This window comes from Phytobacter palmae (assembly GCF_039409775.1).
In the GTDB taxonomy this organism is placed as follows: Bacteria; Pseudomonadota; Gammaproteobacteria; order Enterobacterales; family Enterobacteriaceae; genus Phytobacter; species Phytobacter palmae.
Genome location: NZ_JBCIVJ010000011.1, coordinates 77861 through 92376, shown reverse-complemented (window position 1 = coordinate 92376; position 14516 = coordinate 77861). Strand labels below are relative to the sequence as shown.

The following is a 14516-nucleotide window of genomic DNA, read 5'->3' as shown; positions in this document are numbered from 1 at the left end:
GGCGTGGCTGTTAAGTCTCTCACCATAGGTATATAAAGCAGGGATTTATTTTATGACGACGATTCTCAAGCATCTTCCGGTTGGTCAACGTATTGGTATCGCCTTCTCCGGGGGCCTGGATACCAGCGCGGCATTGCTGTGGATGCGCAAAAAAGGGGCCGTTCCTTACGCATACACTGCGAATCTGGGTCAACCGGACGAGGACGACTATGACGCAATTCCTCGTCGTGCGAAGGAATATGGCGCGGAGAATGCCCGCCTGATCGACTGTCGCAAGCAGCTGGTTGCCGAAGGCATTGCCGCTATTCAGTGCGGCGCGTTTCATAATACAACGGGTGGACTGACCTACTTTAACACTACGCCGCTTGGTCGCGCAGTGACCGGTACGATGCTCGTTGCAGCAATGAAAGAAGATGGTGTTAACATCTGGGGCGATGGCAGTACCTATAAAGGTAATGATATTGAGCGCTTCTATCGTTATGGCCTGTTAACCAATGCCGAACTGAAAATTTATAAACCCTGGCTGGACACCGACTTTATTGATGAGCTGGGCGGTCGTCAGGAAATGTCCGAATTCATGATCGCCTGTGGTTTCGATTACAAAATGTCTGTGGAAAAAGCGTACTCCACTGACTCGAACATGCTCGGCGCAACGCATGAAGCGAAAGATCTCGAATTCCTGAACTCCAGCGTGAAAATCGTTAACCCGATCATGGGTGTGAAGTTCTGGGATGAAAATGTAAAAATCCCGGCGGAAGAAGTGACCGTACGTTTTGAACAAGGCCATCCGGTTGCTCTTAACGGTAAAACATTTAGCGATGATGTTGAGCTAATGATGGAAGCCAACCGGATCGGTGGTCGTCACGGTCTGGGAATGAGCGATCAGATTGAAAACCGTATTATTGAAGCGAAAAGCCGCGGTATCTATGAAGCACCGGGGATGGCACTCCTGCATATTGCGTATGAGCGCCTGCTGACCGGTATTCACAACGAAGATACTATCGAGCAATATCATGCACATGGGCGTCAGTTGGGACGTTTGCTCTATCAGGGTCGCTGGTTCGATTCTCAGGCCTTGATGCTGCGTGATGGTCTGCAACGTTGGGTAGCAAGCCAAATCACCGGTGAAGTCACGCTGGAACTGCGTCGTGGCAACGATTACTCCATCCTGAACACCGTGTCTGACAACCTGACTTATAAACCAGAGCGTCTGACCATGGAGAAAGGTGATTCTGTCTTCTCTCCGGATGATCGTATTGGCCAGTTGACCATGCGTAATCTGGACATCACCGATACACGTGAAAAACTGTTTGGTTATGCACAGTCTGGCCTGCTTTCCGCCTCCTCTGCGACGGGTCTGCCGCAGGTTGAGAATCTGGAAAACAAAGCTAAATAAGCGCTGACAGAAAAGGAAATGAGAAAAGCCGCGAAAGCGGCTTTTTTATGCAATAACATTTATGCAAGAACATCAGCCGCAGCGAAGTTCCACCCAGGCTGTGCCACGTACTGGCTTGAGAACTGCCTTTTCTACAGACGAAAAAAAAGACGCCTTTGGCGTCTTTTTTCGGAAAATTGGTACCGAGGATGGGACTCGAACCCACAAGCCCGTTAGGGCACTACCACCTCAAGGTAGCGTGTCTACCAATTCCACCACCTCGGTACGACGACTTCTTATTTCGGGATATCGCTGCTCGGCTGCGCCGGAGCTGCTGGCTGAGTCTGCTCAGTATGAGCTGGGGCACTCAGTCTTTCCCATTCACTTCCTTTATTGGTTTTGTTGGTATTGATGTTACCGAGCACCAGACTGATGATGAAGAACAGTGTCGCTAACACAGCAGTCATACGGGTCATGAAGTTACCAGAACCACTTGAACCGAACAACGTTGCAGAAGCGCCTGCGCCAAATGAGGCTCCCATATCAGCGCCTTTACCTTGCTGCAGCATGATTAAACCAACAAGGCCAATTGCCACAATAAGGAAAACAACTAAAAGAGCTTCGTACATAATCAACCTGTTCCTTGCGGGGTTGCCGCATGCCAATGCTTCAAACCAATAAAAGTGGGGTTGCTAATGTTTCCCACTGAAGCGGGTGTGAATACTAACCAAAGCGAATCACCTTCGCAAGGGCATTTTAAGCGCATTTTATCAAGTGAGGAAAAAAACAGCAAAAACGGAGACGTCGTGCATTAAAAAGGCAGCAAACGCCGCCTTTTTAGACACTTAATGACTGTTACACAGCTTTAACCGCATCTGCGATACGGTTAGCAAACGCAACAACGTGCTCTTCAACCTCGCCTTCCACCATGACGCGAATCAACGGTTCAGTTCCGGATTTACGCAACAGTACGCGGCCACGATTGCCCAACGCCGCTTCAACCTCAGCGGTTACGCTTTTAACCTGCTCATCTTCAAGCGGATCAATATCGCTGGAGGTATAGCGCACATTCACCAGTATCTGAGGGAACATGGTCATCCCGCTGCACAAATCATGCAAGCTCATGTGATTACGCACCATGGCCGCCACAACCTGCAGGCCCGCTACAATGCCATCGCCGGTCGTCGTTTTATCCAGCAAAATGACGTGGCCAGAGTTCTCTGCGCCAAGGCGCCAGCCCTTTTCCTGCAATTTTTCGAGGACGTAGCGGTCACCCACTTTCGCACGCGCAAACGGAATACCGAGCTGTTTTAATGCCAGTTCCAGCCCCATGTTACTCATCAGCGTCCCTACCGCGCCGCCGCGTAATTGCCCCTGACGCAAGGCTTCGCGCGCAATGATGTAGAGAATTTGGTCGCCATCGACTTTGTTGCCTTCATGGTCAACCATGATCACACGATCACCGTCACCATCAAAAGCAATACCTAAATCCGCTTTTTCACTCAAAACACGTTGCTGCAATGCCCGGACATCCGTTGCACCACAGTTTTCATTGATGTTGACACCATCAGGCTCGCAGCCCATCGCGATCACTTTCGCACCCAGTTCACGGAAAACACTCGGGGCAATGTGGTAGGTTGCGCCATTCGCGCAGTCAACGACGATTTTAAGCGTGTTCAGGCTGAGCTCGTTGGGGAATGTCGCTTTGCAAAATTCGATATAACGGCCTGCGGCATCCACGATACGGCTGGCTTTACCCAGCTCAGCTGAATCCACGCAGGTCAGTTCTTTTTCCATCTCAGCTTCAATGGCTTCTTCTACCGCGTCCGGCAGCTTTGTACCGTCTATAGAAAAGAACTTGATACCGTTGTCATAGAAAGGATTATGCGATGCTGAGATTACAATTCCCGCTTCTGCACGAAACGTACGGGTAAGGTATGCCACTGCGGGAGTAGGCATCGGCCCGGTAAAAGAGGCAGATAAACCCGCAGCGGCGAGACCAGCTTCGAGTGCAGACTCCAGCATATAGCCGGAAATGCGGGTATCTTTGCCAATAATAATTTTGCGTGAGCCATGGCGAGCCAGCACCTTACCAGCCGCCCAGCCTAGTTTAAGAACAAAGTCTGGGGTAATTGGCGCATCACCAACGCGACCACGGATGCCATCGGTGCCAAAATATTTACGATTACTCATAGCGTTTGTTTTCCTTCGCTGACGCTGACAGTGTGGCTTCCACCACCCGCATGGCTTCAACCGTTTCTTTTACATCGTGGACACGAATAATGTGTGCGCCTTGCATGGCGGCAATTACCGCACATGCCAGGCTACCACTCAATCTTTCGTTGGGGCCAACATTCAGTAACTGGCCAACCATCGATTTACGCGACATTCCTACCAACAGAGGCAGGTTAAAATGATGAAACTCCGCCAGGCGGGCGAGGAGCGCGTAGTTGTGCGTGAGATTCTTACCGAAACCAAATCCGGGGTCGAGTAACAATTTCTCTTTTGGGATACCAGCGCGTTCGCAGCGCGCAATATGATTTATAAAGAAGCTATTCACATCCGTAAATACGTCATCATACTTAGGCGCTTCCTGCATCGTTTTTGGCTGGCCCTGCATATGCATCAGGCAAACAGGCAAACCTGTTTCTGCCGCGGCTTCAAGCGCGCCAGGTTCAGTCAGCGAGCGGATGTCATTGATGATATGAGCCCCCACCCGGGCCGATTCACGGATTACTTCGGGCTTAGAGGTGTCGACAGAAATCCATACTTCAAAGCGCTGTGCTATCGCTTCCACAACAGGAATAACACGGTCCAGTTCTTCCTCAACGCTGACCTCTGCGGCACCAGGGCGGGTAGATTCACCACCGACATCCACTATCGTTGCGCCGGCATTAATCATCAGATTGGCATGTCTGACCGCCTCGACCAACGTATTATGCGTTCCGCCATCTGAAAAAGAATCCGGCGTCACATTGAGAATCCCCATCACATGCGGATGAGAAAGATCGAGGATGGTACCCTGAGCATGCAATTTCATGACGTAAAACCTTTTTGAATATTTGATTGTGCAAAAAAGAAAAACCCCGGAGCAAGCCCCAGGGTTTCAGCAAAAGAACACATCATCGACAATAGAAAACTTACTTATCGCCCAACTGTTCAGACATCGTGTTACCCGGGTTCGGCGTACGCGGTTCGTCTACCGGACGCGGCGCACGAGGAGTACCATTGCTGTCAGAATTGTTAGTACCAGGATCTTCCCAGCCAGCTGGCGGACGCACATCACGGCGAGCCATCAGGTCATCGATTTGCGGCGCATCAATAGTTTCATATTTCATCAACGCGTCTTTCATCGCATGCAGGATATCCATGTTTTCGTTCAGGATCTGACGTGCACGATTGTAGTTACGCTCAATCAATGCTTTCACTTCCTGATCGATAATCCGTGCGGTTTCATCAGACATGTGTTTCGCTTTTGCTACGCTACGGCCAAGGAATACTTCGCCTTCTTCTTCTGCGTACAGCAATGGACCAAGTTTGTCTGAATAACCCCACTGGGTCACCATGTTACGCGCCAGGTTTGTTGCCACTTTGATGTCGTTCGACGCACCAGTAGAAACCTGCTCAGCACCGTAAATGATCTCTTCTGCGAGGCGGCCACCATACAGGGTGGAGATCTGGCTTTCCAGCTTCTGACGGCTGGCACTGATCGCGTCACCTTCCGGCAGGAAGAACGTCACGCCAAGTGCACGACCACGCGGAATAATGGTGACTTTATGTACCGGATCGTGTGCTGGTACCAGACGACCAATAATCGCATGACCTGCTTCATGATAAGCGGTGGATTCTTTCTGCGCTTCCGTCATCACCATGGAGCGACGTTCCGCACCCATCATGATTTTATCTTTCGCTTTCTCGAACTCAACCATCGAGACGACGCGCTTGTTGCCGCGTGCAGCAAACAGCGCCGCTTCGTTCACCAGGTTCGCCAGATCAGCACCGGAGAAGCCGGGCGTACCACGCGCGATAATTGCCGCATCAATATCCGGAGAGAGCGGTACGCGACGCATATGCACTTTCAGTATTTGCTCACGACCGCGAACATCCGGCAGACCAACCACGACCTGACGGTCAAAGCGGCCCGGACGCAACAGCGCAGGATCAAGAACGTCCGGACGGTTCGTCGCAGCAATAACGATGATACCTTCATTACCTTCGAAACCATCCATCTCAACCAGCATCTGGTTCAGCGTCTGTTCGCGTTCATCATGACCGCCACCCAGGCCCGCCCCACGCTGGCGACCAACTGCGTCGATTTCATCAATAAAGATAATGCACGGTGCCGCTTTTTTGGCTTGTTCAAACATGTCGCGCACACGGGATGCGCCGACACCAACGAACATTTCCACAAAGTCAGAACCGGAAATTGTAAAGAATGGGACTTTCGCTTCACCCGCGATAGCTTTCGCAAGCAGCGTTTTACCGGTACCCGGAGGGCCTACCATCAGAACGCCTTTCGGGATTTTACCCCCCAGCTTCTGGAAACGGCTCGGTTCGCGCAGGTATTCAACCAGTTCACCCACCTCTTCTTTTGCTTCGTCGCAACCCGCAACATCCGCAAAAGTCGTTTTAATCTGATCTTCGGTGAGCATACGCGCCTTGCTCTTGCCAAACGACATGGCACCTTTGCCACCGCCGCCCTGCATCTGGCGCATAAAGAATATCCAGACCCCAATCAGCAACAGCATCGGGAACCAGGAAATAAAGATCGAAGCCAGCAGGCTAGGTTCTTCCGGCGGCTCGCCAACCACTTTGACATTTTTAGTCAGCAGGTTATCAAGCAGTTTCGGATCGTTCACCGGGATGTAAGTCGTGTAACGGTTACTATCTTTCTTGGTAACGTTGATCTCACGTCCGTTGATACGCGCTTCGCGAACCTGGTCCTGGTTGACCTCCTGCAGGAAGGTAGAATAATCCACCTTACGGCCATTAGACTCGCTGGGCCCAAAGCTCTGGAATACTGACATCAGCACAACGGCAATGATCAGCCAGAGTATTAGGTTTTTCGCCATGTCACTCAAGGGATTAACCTCATATTACAACTGTGTTAAAAACAGCGTCAGGTTACTATAGTTTTCGCCCGGTCGCTACAATGTACACTTCTCGTGAACGGGCACGGGAAGAGTCCGGCTTACGAACTTTCACTTTCGTAAACAGAGAGCGAATTTCCCTAAGGTACTCATCGAAACCTTCGCCCTGAAAGACTTTCACAACAAAACCACCACCAGGCGCTAACACATCCCGGCACATCTGCAGCGCCAGTTCCACCAGGTACATGGAGCGGGGAATATCAACTGCTGGGGTTCCGCTCATGTTTGGTGCCATATCTGACATGACAACCTGTACTTTACTGTCCCCGACTCGATCCAGTAATGCTTTCAGAACTAATTCATCACGAAAGTCACCCTGAAGAAAGTCCACACCAACGATTGGATCCATAGGTAAAAGATCACACGCGATGATACGGCCTGTGCCTCCGATCTGCGTGACCGCATATTGCGACCAGCCACCGGGAGCGGCGCCGAGATCGACAACCGTCATTCCCGGCTTAAAAAGTTTGTCACTTTGCTGTATTTCATCAAGTTTAAACCAGGCACGGGAACGCAACCCTTTTTTCTGCGCCTGTTGAACATATTTATCGCTAAAGTGTTCCTGAAGCCAGCGACTCGAGCTGGCAGAACGCTTCTTACCTGTCATTTCACATTCCGTCTGGGTTCATCGTATTCAGCAACGTAAAATTACACGCGGCGATTTGGTGATATATGGGAGATGGCGGTAGAATGACCCGTTTTCAATCCCAACGTAAGCAAAATATACGATGAATCTGAGTACTAAACAAAAACAGCACCTGAAAGGTCTGGCACATCCGCTCAAGCCGGTAGTTATGCTTGGCAATAATGGTTTGACCGAAGGGGTACTGGCCGAGATCGAACAAGCGTTAGAGCACCATGAACTTATCAAGGTTAAAATCGCTACCGAAGACCGCGAGACTAAGTCCTTGATCGTGGAAGCTATTGTACGCGAAACCGGCGCCTGTAACGTACAGGTCATCGGTAAAACGCTGGTGCTTTATCGTCCTGCTAAAGAGCGCAAAATCTCGCTGCCGCGCTAAGAATATCCTTAATTGAACACAAAATCTGTGTAAAACGAGGGGTTTTCGCTAACAGACGAGCAAAATGCCATGCTCATTGAGTTGTTAAAAGGCCGCAGTGCGGCCTTTTTCTTTTCTTTACAATACGTCAACAAGTGCGGTTAACGAAACTATTCAGAGATATTCCACTTTGATAATTTCGAATTCGACATCACCGCCCGGTGTACGAATCACTACGACATCGTCTTGTTCTTTACCGATCAAACCACGCGCTATCGGTGAATTTACGGAGATCAGATTTTGCTTAAAGTCAGCTTCGTCGTCACCCACAATGCGGTAGGTTTGCTCTTCTTCGGTATCCAGATTAAGAACACTAACCGTACTACCAAAAATCACACGCCCATTATTCGGCATTTTAGAGATATCGATAACCTGTGCATTAGACAGTTTTGCTTCGATATCTTTGATGCGGCCTTCACAAAAGCCTTGCTGTTCGCGGGCTGCATGGTATTCCGCATTTTCTTTCAGGTCACCATGCTCACGCGCTTCTGCAATCGCGGCGATAATTTCAGGACGGCGCACTGATTTCAAAAAATCCAGCTCTTCGCGCAGTTTTTCGGCACCACGTAAGGTCATCGGAATAGCTTGCATTTGTTATACCTCTTAAACTTTCCTGTAAGGAGCAGTCTCCCGCCCCGGCTGCTATGTCTGCCCGGATTCAGGCGCATAACCCCCGACCAGAAGCAAAAGAAAACTGACCCGGAGACAAAGCCCCAGGTCAGCAACAATTTTTCAATTTGATACGTATTTTACCCGGAAGTTCACTATGGGTCATCGTTTACTTTCCGGGTCGATGCGCCGTAGTATGACGGCTTGTTTCCAGGTTGTTAGCGCGAGATTATGCGATTTCCCAGATTTATCATCGGATTGACTACAAGTATAGCCCTGAATGTTCAGGCCGCGAATGTCGATGAGTACATAAACCAGTTACCGGACGGCGCAAACCTCGCCCTCATGGTGCAAAAGGTGGGTGCACAGGAACCGGACATCGATTATCACGGCAAGCAAATGGCTTTACCGGCGAGTACGCAAAAAGTCATTACTGCGCTGGCGGCTTTATTACAGCTTGGTCCTGATTTCCGCTTCACCACGACGCTGGAGAGTAAAGGTACGGTTGCCGATGGCGTATTGAAAGGCGACTTAGTGGCAAGATTTGGCGGAGATCCGACGCTAAAACGTCAAAATATTCGTAATATGGTCGCGATCCTGAAAAAATCTGGGGTGCAAAAAATCGAGGGTAATATTCTTATCGATACCTCGATTTTTGCCAGCCATGACAAAGCCCCCGGCTGGCCATGGAACGACATGACCCAATGCTTTAGCGCCCCGCCAGCAGCAGCCATTATTGATCGCAACTGCTTCTCTGTTTCGCTATACAGTGCGCAGAAACCCGGAGACCTTGCCTACATACGCGTCGCATCGTACTACCCCGTGACTATGTTCAGTCAGGTCCGTACGCTGGCGCGCGGCTCATCCGAAGGGCAATACTGCGAGCTGGATGTTGTCCCTGGCGATTTAAACCGTTTCACGCTAACCGGCTGCCTGCCACAACGCACAGATCCGCTACCGCTGGCTTTTGCCATTCAGGACGGAGCCAGCTATGCCGGGGCCATAATCAAGGCAGAACTCAAAGATGCAGGCATTACCTATACCGGGACCCTGCTACGCCAGACTCAAGTCAACGAACCTGGTACGGTTATCGCCAGTACGCAATCGGCCCCTTTACACGATTTGCTAAAAACCATGCTGAAAAAATCGGACAACATGATTGCCGATACTGTTTTCCGTATGATCGGCCATGCCCGCTTTGGCGTACCGGGAACCTGGCGCGCCGGTTCTGATGCAGTTCGACAAATTCTGCGTCAGCAAGCCGGTGTCGATATCGGAAACACGATTATTGCGGATGGCTCCGGTCTGTCACGCCATAATCTGATCGCTCCTGCCACCATGATGCAGGTACTCCAGTATATTGCCCAGCACGACAACGAGCTCAACTACATCTCTATGTTGCCGCTTGCAGGCTATGATGGCTCATTACAATATCGCGCGGGTTTGCATGAGGCAGGTGTAGACGGCAAGGTGTCCGCCAAAACAGGTTCATTGCAAGGCGTTTACAACCTGGCCGGCTTTATCACTACCGCGAGCGGGCAGCGAATGGCCTTCGTACAATATTTGTCGGGTTATGCGGTAGAACCCGCCGATCAGCGTAACCGTCGTATTCCACTGGTTCGCTTTGAAAGCCGCCTGTACAAAGATATCTACCAGAACAATTAATAAAAAAGCCGGGCAGCGTTAACGCATTCCCGGCTCAGTGTGCCTGCTATCCCCTCAGATGATCGTCTGCGGGGGAGTCGCAGAATCAGTGCTTATAGATGAACTCAACGCCTTCTTCGTCATCTTCGTCCCAGTCGTCATCGTCCAGGTCGTCGTCTTCAGCCTCTTCAAGTTGCTGACGGTGGTAATCGTCCCACATAAACTCGACTTTCTCTGGCTGCTTCTCTTCTTGCGCCGGCGTGATCGGGTTTTCGATGATAAAGGTCATCACATCCCAGCAAAGATCCTTAACACCTTGCTGGCTGGCCGCGGAGATAAGGTAATACTTATCGTCCCAGCCCAATGCTTCAGCGATCTCTTTGGCTTTGGCTTCCGCTGTAGCTTTGTCCATCAGGTCAATCTTATTGAAGACCAGCCAGCGCGGTTTAGCCGCCAGTTTTTCACTGTATTTTTCCAGCTCGCCAATGATGATCCGCGCGTTATCGACCGGATCAGATCCGTCAATTGGATCGATATCGATCAGGTGCAGCAGTACGCGACAGCGCTCAAGGTGTTTGAGGAAACGAATACCGAGGCCTGCGCCTTCGGATGCCCCTTCGATCAGCCCGGGGATGTCTGCTACCACAAAGCTCTTTTCGTTATCCATACGCACGACGCCGAGGCTTGGAACCAGCGTGGTAAACGGATAGTCAGCCACTTTAGGTTTTGCTGCAGAGACTGCGCGGATGAAAGTAGATTTGCCCGCATTCGGCATACCCAGCATCCCTACATCCGCCAGCAGCATCAGCTCCAGCATGAGGTCGCGTTTATCACCCGGCGTACCCATCGTCTTCTGACGCGGCGTACGGTTAACGGATGATTTGAAACGGGTATTACCCAAACCATGCCAGCCGCCTTTCGCCACCATCAGACGCTGGCCGTGTTTGGTCATATCGCCCATGGTTTCGCCAGTGCCCTGGTCAATCACGCGCGTACCCACCGGCACTTTCACCGTCACATCTTTACCGCGCTTACCGGTGCAGTCACGGCTTTGACCATTCTGCCCACGTTCAGCGCGGAATGATTTTTCAAAGCGGTAGTCAATCAGGGTGTTCAGGTTCTCGTCTGCTTCCAGCCAGACGTCGCCACCGTCACCACCGTCGCCGCCATCGGGGCCACCATTGGGAATGTATTTTTCGCGACGGAAGCTTACGCAACCGTTACCACCGTCACCCGCTACGACCAGGATGACCGCTTCATCAACAAACTTCATTTTACTCTCCGTAACTCATTCGCCTGAGCGGGGCAAAGTGACAATCACTTCACGCTTGCGCCAGCGTCCCCAAAGACGATGGCCAATGGCGGAATACATTGCTCCCGCAACCACGACAAACGCACCGAGATAACCGATAAGGTTTAACATCGGTCTGGCGAAAACATCGGGCCAGGCCATTGATAATAAATCTGAAAACAACAGCGTAAACAGCGGCGTCAGGGTGATGAGCGCGCTGACTTGCGCGGCCTGCCAGCGCGCCATTGCTTCCGCCAGTGCGCCATAGCCAACCAGCGTATTCAGTCCACAGAAAAACAGGCACGCAAGTTGCCAGTTGCTGAACTGGAAAATCACTCCAGGCCTGGCCAGCGGCAGTAACGCTATCGTACATAAAGTGTACAGCAAAAAGAGGATCTGTTGTGAAGCCAGACGCCTCAATAATACTTTTTGTGCGACACCATAACTGACCCAAACTGTTGCCGCGCCGACACCGAAAATCACACCCCAGGTGTAATCCGTCAGCCGGGTAAAAATCTCAACCAGACTGGTGTTGAAGAACATCACCAGACCGCAGAGCAGCATGCCCGCGCCAACAATCTGTGTACCACGCATTTTCTCCTTGAGGATGAATACGCTGGCAACCATCATACCGACCGGTGAAAGCTGACCAATCACCTGCGACGCCGTGGGGCTAAGGTATTGCAGGGAAGAGCTGAACAGGATGAAGTTACCGAACAGGCCGCCCGTCGCGATAGCCAGCAGTATCAGCCAGCGTGGCTTACGAAAAATGCGCAGCGGTGGAAGCTTGCCTTTGACGGCCAGGATGGCCCCCAGACCAATACTCGCCATCAAAAAGCGATAAAACACCACCGTCGGGGGTTCCATCACCGTCAGCACCTGCTTCATTGCAATTGGCAGTGCTCCCCAACACATTGCTGTGGTGAGCGCCAAAAGAATACCAATGCCAGCCTGCTGCTTCATGCCCGTTTTCCCTACAGAAAGTTTTCCGGACTTCTAATGTAAAAAGCCCCGCAACAGGGTGCGGGGCTTTTATCCGTTACCGGACCACGAAAAACTTACTCAGCAACGATGCTGATGTATTTACGGTTGTTCGGGCCTTTAACTTCAAATTTCACTTTACCGTCTGCTTTAGCAAACAGAGTGTGGTCACGACCGCAACCTACGTTAGTACCAGCGTGGAATTTGGTGCCACGTTGACGAACGATGATGCTACCCGCCAGAACGGATTCGCCACCGAAACGCTTAACGCCCAGGCGTTTAGCTTCTGAGTCGCGACCGTTACGAGTTGAGCCGCCAGCCTTTTTATGTGCCATTTAAATCTACTCCTCAGGTCTTAGGCGCTGATGCCAGTGATTTTCACATCAGTGAACCACTGACGATGGCCCTGTTGCTTACGATAGTGTTTACGACGACGAAACTTAACGATTTTAACTTTCTCGCCACGACCGTGAGCAACAACTTCAGCTTTGATTACGCCGCCATCAACGAAAGGAACGCCGATTTTGACTTCTTCACCGTTTGCGATCATCAGAACTTCAGCGAATTCAACAGATTCGCCAGTTGCGATGTCCAGCTTTTCCAGGCGAACGGTCTGACCTTCGCTTACTCGGTGTTGTTTACCACCACTTTGGAAAACCGCGTACATAAAAAACTCCGCTTCCGCGCACATCATCGTGTGATTCAGAGTGCGCTATAAATATTCACAATAGGGCGCGAATATTACGCAAAACGCGAGCCTTTGACAAGTGCGATCGTCATTCCATGCAGAAAAAAAACACAATGCGTAGGGTAACGTTTATCTGGCGCGTTTTTTCAGTACAATCAACAATACTATTCTAACCCGTAACCCTTCGTTATCCCATTTTGATATGTGGTAAACAGGACTGAAAGCCCGGCTTTTGCGATGAATTTAGAAAAAATCAATGAGTTAACCGCGCAAGATATGGCGGGTGTTAATGCGACAATCCTGCAACAGCTCAACTCTGATGTTCAGCTAATCAACCAGTTGGGTTATTACATTGTTAGCGGCGGCGGTAAACGTATCCGTCCAATGATTGCCGTACTGGCAGCGCGTGCCGTTGGCTACGAAGGCAACGCGCATGTCACCATCGCTGCATTAATCGAATTTATCCACACTGCGACGCTGCTCCACGACGATGTTGTGGATGAATCAGATATGCGCCGCGGTAAAGCCACCGCTAACGCCGCCTTTGGTAACGCGGCCAGCGTGCTGGTCGGTGATTTTATTTACACCCGCGCCTTTCAGATGATGACCAGTCTTGGCTCGCTGAAAGTACTGGAAGTCATGTCCGAAGCGGTGAATGTAATAGCCGAAGGTGAGGTTCTGCAGTTGATGAACGTCAATGACCCGAACATCACCGAAGAGAACTATATGCGCGTGATTTACAGCAAGACTGCGCGCCTGTTTGAAGCGGCTGCGCAGTGCTCTGGCTTGCTGGCAGGTTGCAGCGACGCGCAAGAAAAAGGGTTGCAGGATTATGGCCGCTACCTGGGCACTGCCTTCCAGCTGATTGACGATTTGCTGGACTACAGTGCGGATGGCGAAACGCTGGGCAAAAATACCGGTGATGACCTCAACGAAGGTAAACCGACTCTCCCCTTACTGCATGCGATGCACAATGGCACCGCAGAGCAGGCGCAGATGATTCGAGAAGCCATCGAGCAGGGCAACGGACGACATCTTCTGGAACCTGTTCTGGAAGCTATGGCAGCCTGTGGTTCGCTGGAATGGACGCGTCGTCGCGCAGAGGAAGAGGCGGATAAAGCTATTGCTGCTCTGCAGGTTCTTCCTGATTCCCCGTGGCGTGAAGCGCTCATCGGTCTCGCCCATATTGCGGTCCAGCGCGATCACTAACTCTTTCACTTTCCCGTCAAGCACGGGAAAGTGCCAATAAGTTCTTATAATAATCACAAATTTTACCACCACCCTTGACTTGCTCCCCTGGTAAATTCTTAAATGCTTTCATTTTACATGAACTTTTTAGAGCAAAAGCTCTTATATGCGTATAGTAAGCATTCTTTATATTGCCATAGTATTTTAATGGTTTTCACCAGGGAGGAAGTATGGAAAACAAATTTATCGACTGGCACCCGGCGGATATCATTGCCGGATTGCATAAAAAAGGGACGTCACTGGCCGCAGAATCGCGTAAGTGCGGTTTAAGCTCATCTACGCTTGCAAATGCGCTGACACGCTCATGGCCGAAAGGAGAACTTATCATTGCTCGCGCGCTCGATACCGATCCCTGGGTGATATGGCCATCACGTTATCATGATCCCATAACCCATGAATTTATCGACAGAACCAGCATGATGCGGCAAAGGAAGCCAAAATAAACATGATGACCCCCTTCCCGCAGGCG

Annotated in this window: 15 protein-coding genes and 1 tRNA gene; 5 read left to right on the top strand and 11 right to left on the bottom strand. The window is 50.8% G+C overall.

The annotated features are described in order from the left end of the window. The first annotated feature begins 52 nt into the window (after nt 1–52). Entirely contained in the window at nt 53–1396 is a 1344-nt protein-coding gene (gene argG / locus AAIG39_RS14695; RefSeq protein ID WP_039077476.1) for an argininosuccinate synthase, read from the top strand. Between the two features lie 177 nt (nt 1397–1573). Here the strand turns inward: argG and AAIG39_RS14690 are convergent. The 6 genes from AAIG39_RS14690 to rlmE all read right to left on the bottom strand — a co-directional run bounded on the left by AAIG39_RS14690 (nt 1574) and on the right by rlmE (nt 7132). Beyond that, nucleotides 1574–1660 (bottom strand) — tRNA-Leu (locus tag AAIG39_RS14690). 11 nt (nt 1661–1671) lie between these two features. Beyond that, complete coding sequence (gene secG, locus AAIG39_RS14685; protein ID WP_047372960.1) at nt 1672–2004, bottom strand: preprotein translocase subunit SecG; 333 nt, start codon at nt 2002–2004, stop codon at nt 1672–1674. Between the two features lie 226 nt (nt 2005–2230). Further along, nucleotides 2231–3568 carry a phosphoglucosamine mutase gene (gene glmM / locus AAIG39_RS14680; RefSeq protein ID WP_047372959.1) on the bottom strand — a complete coding sequence of 446 codons (1338 nt, stop codon included), beginning with the start codon at nt 3566–3568 and terminating at the stop codon, nt 2231–2233. After that, nucleotides 3561–4415: a dihydropteroate synthase gene (gene folP / locus AAIG39_RS14675; RefSeq protein WP_090083087.1), complete on the bottom strand. Its 855-nt coding sequence runs from the start codon at nt 4413–4415 to the stop codon at nt 3561–3563. Before folP ends, glmM begins: the two co-directional genes overlap by 8 nt. A 100-nt stretch (nt 4416–4515) precedes the next feature. Then, complete coding sequence (ftsH, locus tag AAIG39_RS14670; protein WP_343194166.1) at nt 4516–6447, bottom strand: ATP-dependent zinc metalloprotease FtsH; 1932 nt, start codon at nt 6445–6447, stop codon at nt 4516–4518. 55 nt (nt 6448–6502) lie between these two features. Then, entirely contained in the window at nt 6503–7132 is a 630-nt protein-coding gene (rlmE, locus tag AAIG39_RS14665; RefSeq protein WP_039077471.1) for a 23S rRNA (uridine(2552)-2'-O)-methyltransferase RlmE, read from the bottom strand. A gap of 121 nt (nt 7133–7253) precedes the next feature. On the opposite strand from rlmE, the gene yhbY reads away from it, so the two are divergent. Further along, complete coding sequence (gene yhbY / locus AAIG39_RS14660; RefSeq protein ID WP_090083086.1) at nt 7254–7547, top strand: ribosome assembly RNA-binding protein YhbY; 294 nt, start codon at nt 7254–7256, stop codon at nt 7545–7547. A gap of 153 nt (nt 7548–7700) precedes the next feature. On the opposite strand, the gene greA is transcribed toward yhbY, so the two are convergent. Further along, nucleotides 7701–8177, bottom strand: a complete 477-nt coding sequence (gene greA, locus AAIG39_RS14655; RefSeq protein ID WP_047372956.1) for a transcription elongation factor GreA — start codon at nt 8175–8177, stop codon at nt 7701–7703. A 249-nt stretch (nt 8178–8426) separates the two neighbouring features. Here greA and dacB point away from each other — a divergent pair, with 249 nt between their 5' ends. Then, nucleotides 8427–9860: a serine-type D-Ala-D-Ala carboxypeptidase gene (gene dacB / locus AAIG39_RS14650; RefSeq protein ID WP_343194165.1), complete on the top strand. Its 1434-nt coding sequence runs from the start codon at nt 8427–8429 to the stop codon at nt 9858–9860. 85 nt (nt 9861–9945) lie between these two features. On the opposite strand, the gene cgtA is transcribed toward dacB, so the two are convergent. The 4 genes from cgtA to rplU form a co-directional block, all read right to left on the bottom strand. Next, entirely contained in the window at nt 9946–11112 is a 1167-nt protein-coding gene (gene cgtA / locus AAIG39_RS14645) for an Obg family GTPase CgtA (RefSeq protein WP_090083081.1), read from the bottom strand. A 15-nt stretch (nt 11113–11127) separates the two neighbouring features. Then, entirely contained in the window at nt 11128–12093 is a 966-nt protein-coding gene (locus tag AAIG39_RS14640; protein ID WP_343194164.1) for a DMT family transporter, read from the bottom strand. 95 nt (nt 12094–12188) lie between these two features. Further along, complete coding sequence (rpmA, locus tag AAIG39_RS14635) at nt 12189–12446, bottom strand: 50S ribosomal protein L27 (RefSeq protein WP_003861831.1); 258 nt, start codon at nt 12444–12446, stop codon at nt 12189–12191. Nucleotides 12447–12466: 20 nt separating this feature from the next. Next, on the bottom strand, nt 12467–12778 hold the full coding sequence (gene rplU, locus AAIG39_RS14630; RefSeq protein ID WP_003025032.1) for a 50S ribosomal protein L21: 312 nt from the start codon (nt 12776–12778) through the stop codon (nt 12467–12469). A gap of 258 nt (nt 12779–13036) precedes the next feature. On the opposite strand from rplU, the gene ispB reads away from it, so the two are divergent. Together ispB and sfsB are read left to right on the top strand one after the other, a co-directional pair. Further along, nucleotides 13037–14008, top strand: coding sequence for an octaprenyl diphosphate synthase (ispB, locus tag AAIG39_RS14625; RefSeq protein WP_047372952.1), 972 nt, complete (start codon nt 13037–13039; stop codon nt 14006–14008). Nucleotides 14009–14217: 209 nt separating this feature from the next. Further along, entirely contained in the window at nt 14218–14490 is a 273-nt protein-coding gene (gene sfsB, locus AAIG39_RS14620; protein WP_090083077.1) for a DNA-binding transcriptional regulator SfsB, read from the top strand. Nucleotides 14491–14516 lie beyond the last annotated feature (26 nt).

What these genes read in the sequence shown, in the direction of transcription:
- argG (WP_039077476.1), top strand. Translation starts at nt 53, where the DNA reads ATGACGACGATTCTCAAGCATCTTCCGGTTGGTCAACGTATTGGTATC.
- secG (WP_047372960.1), bottom strand. Translation starts at nt 2,004, where the DNA reads ATGTACGAAGCTCTTTTAGTTGTTTTCCTTATTGTGGCAATTGGCCTT.
- glmM (WP_047372959.1), bottom strand. Translation starts at nt 3,568, where the DNA reads ATGAGTAATCGTAAATATTTTGGCACCGATGGCATCCGTGGTCGCGTT.
- folP (WP_090083087.1), bottom strand. Translation starts at nt 4,415, where the DNA reads ATGAAATTGCATGCTCAGGGTACCATCCTCGATCTTTCTCATCCGCAT.
- ftsH (WP_343194166.1), bottom strand. Translation starts at nt 6,447, where the DNA reads ATGGCGAAAAACCTAATACTCTGGCTGATCATTGCCGTTGTGCTGATG.
- rlmE (WP_039077471.1), bottom strand. Translation starts at nt 7,132, where the DNA reads ATGACAGGTAAGAAGCGTTCTGCCAGCTCGAGTCGCTGGCTTCAGGAA.
- yhbY (WP_090083086.1), top strand. Translation starts at nt 7,254, where the DNA reads ATGAATCTGAGTACTAAACAAAAACAGCACCTGAAAGGTCTGGCACAT.
- greA (WP_047372956.1), bottom strand. Translation starts at nt 8,177, where the DNA reads ATGCAAGCTATTCCGATGACCTTACGTGGTGCCGAAAAACTGCGCGAA.
- dacB (WP_343194165.1), top strand. Translation starts at nt 8,427, where the DNA reads ATGCGATTTCCCAGATTTATCATCGGATTGACTACAAGTATAGCCCTG.
- cgtA (WP_090083081.1), bottom strand. Translation starts at nt 11,112, where the DNA reads ATGAAGTTTGTTGATGAAGCGGTCATCCTGGTCGTAGCGGGTGACGGT.
- AAIG39_RS14640 (WP_343194164.1), bottom strand. Translation starts at nt 12,093, where the DNA reads ATGAAGCAGCAGGCTGGCATTGGTATTCTTTTGGCGCTCACCACAGCA.
- rpmA (WP_003861831.1), bottom strand. Translation starts at nt 12,446, where the DNA reads ATGGCACATAAAAAGGCTGGCGGCTCAACTCGTAACGGTCGCGACTCA.
- rplU (WP_003025032.1), bottom strand. Translation starts at nt 12,778, where the DNA reads ATGTACGCGGTTTTCCAAAGTGGTGGTAAACAACACCGAGTAAGCGAA.
- ispB (WP_047372952.1), top strand. Translation starts at nt 13,037, where the DNA reads ATGAATTTAGAAAAAATCAATGAGTTAACCGCGCAAGATATGGCGGGT.
- sfsB (WP_090083077.1), top strand. Translation starts at nt 14,218, where the DNA reads ATGGAAAACAAATTTATCGACTGGCACCCGGCGGATATCATTGCCGGA.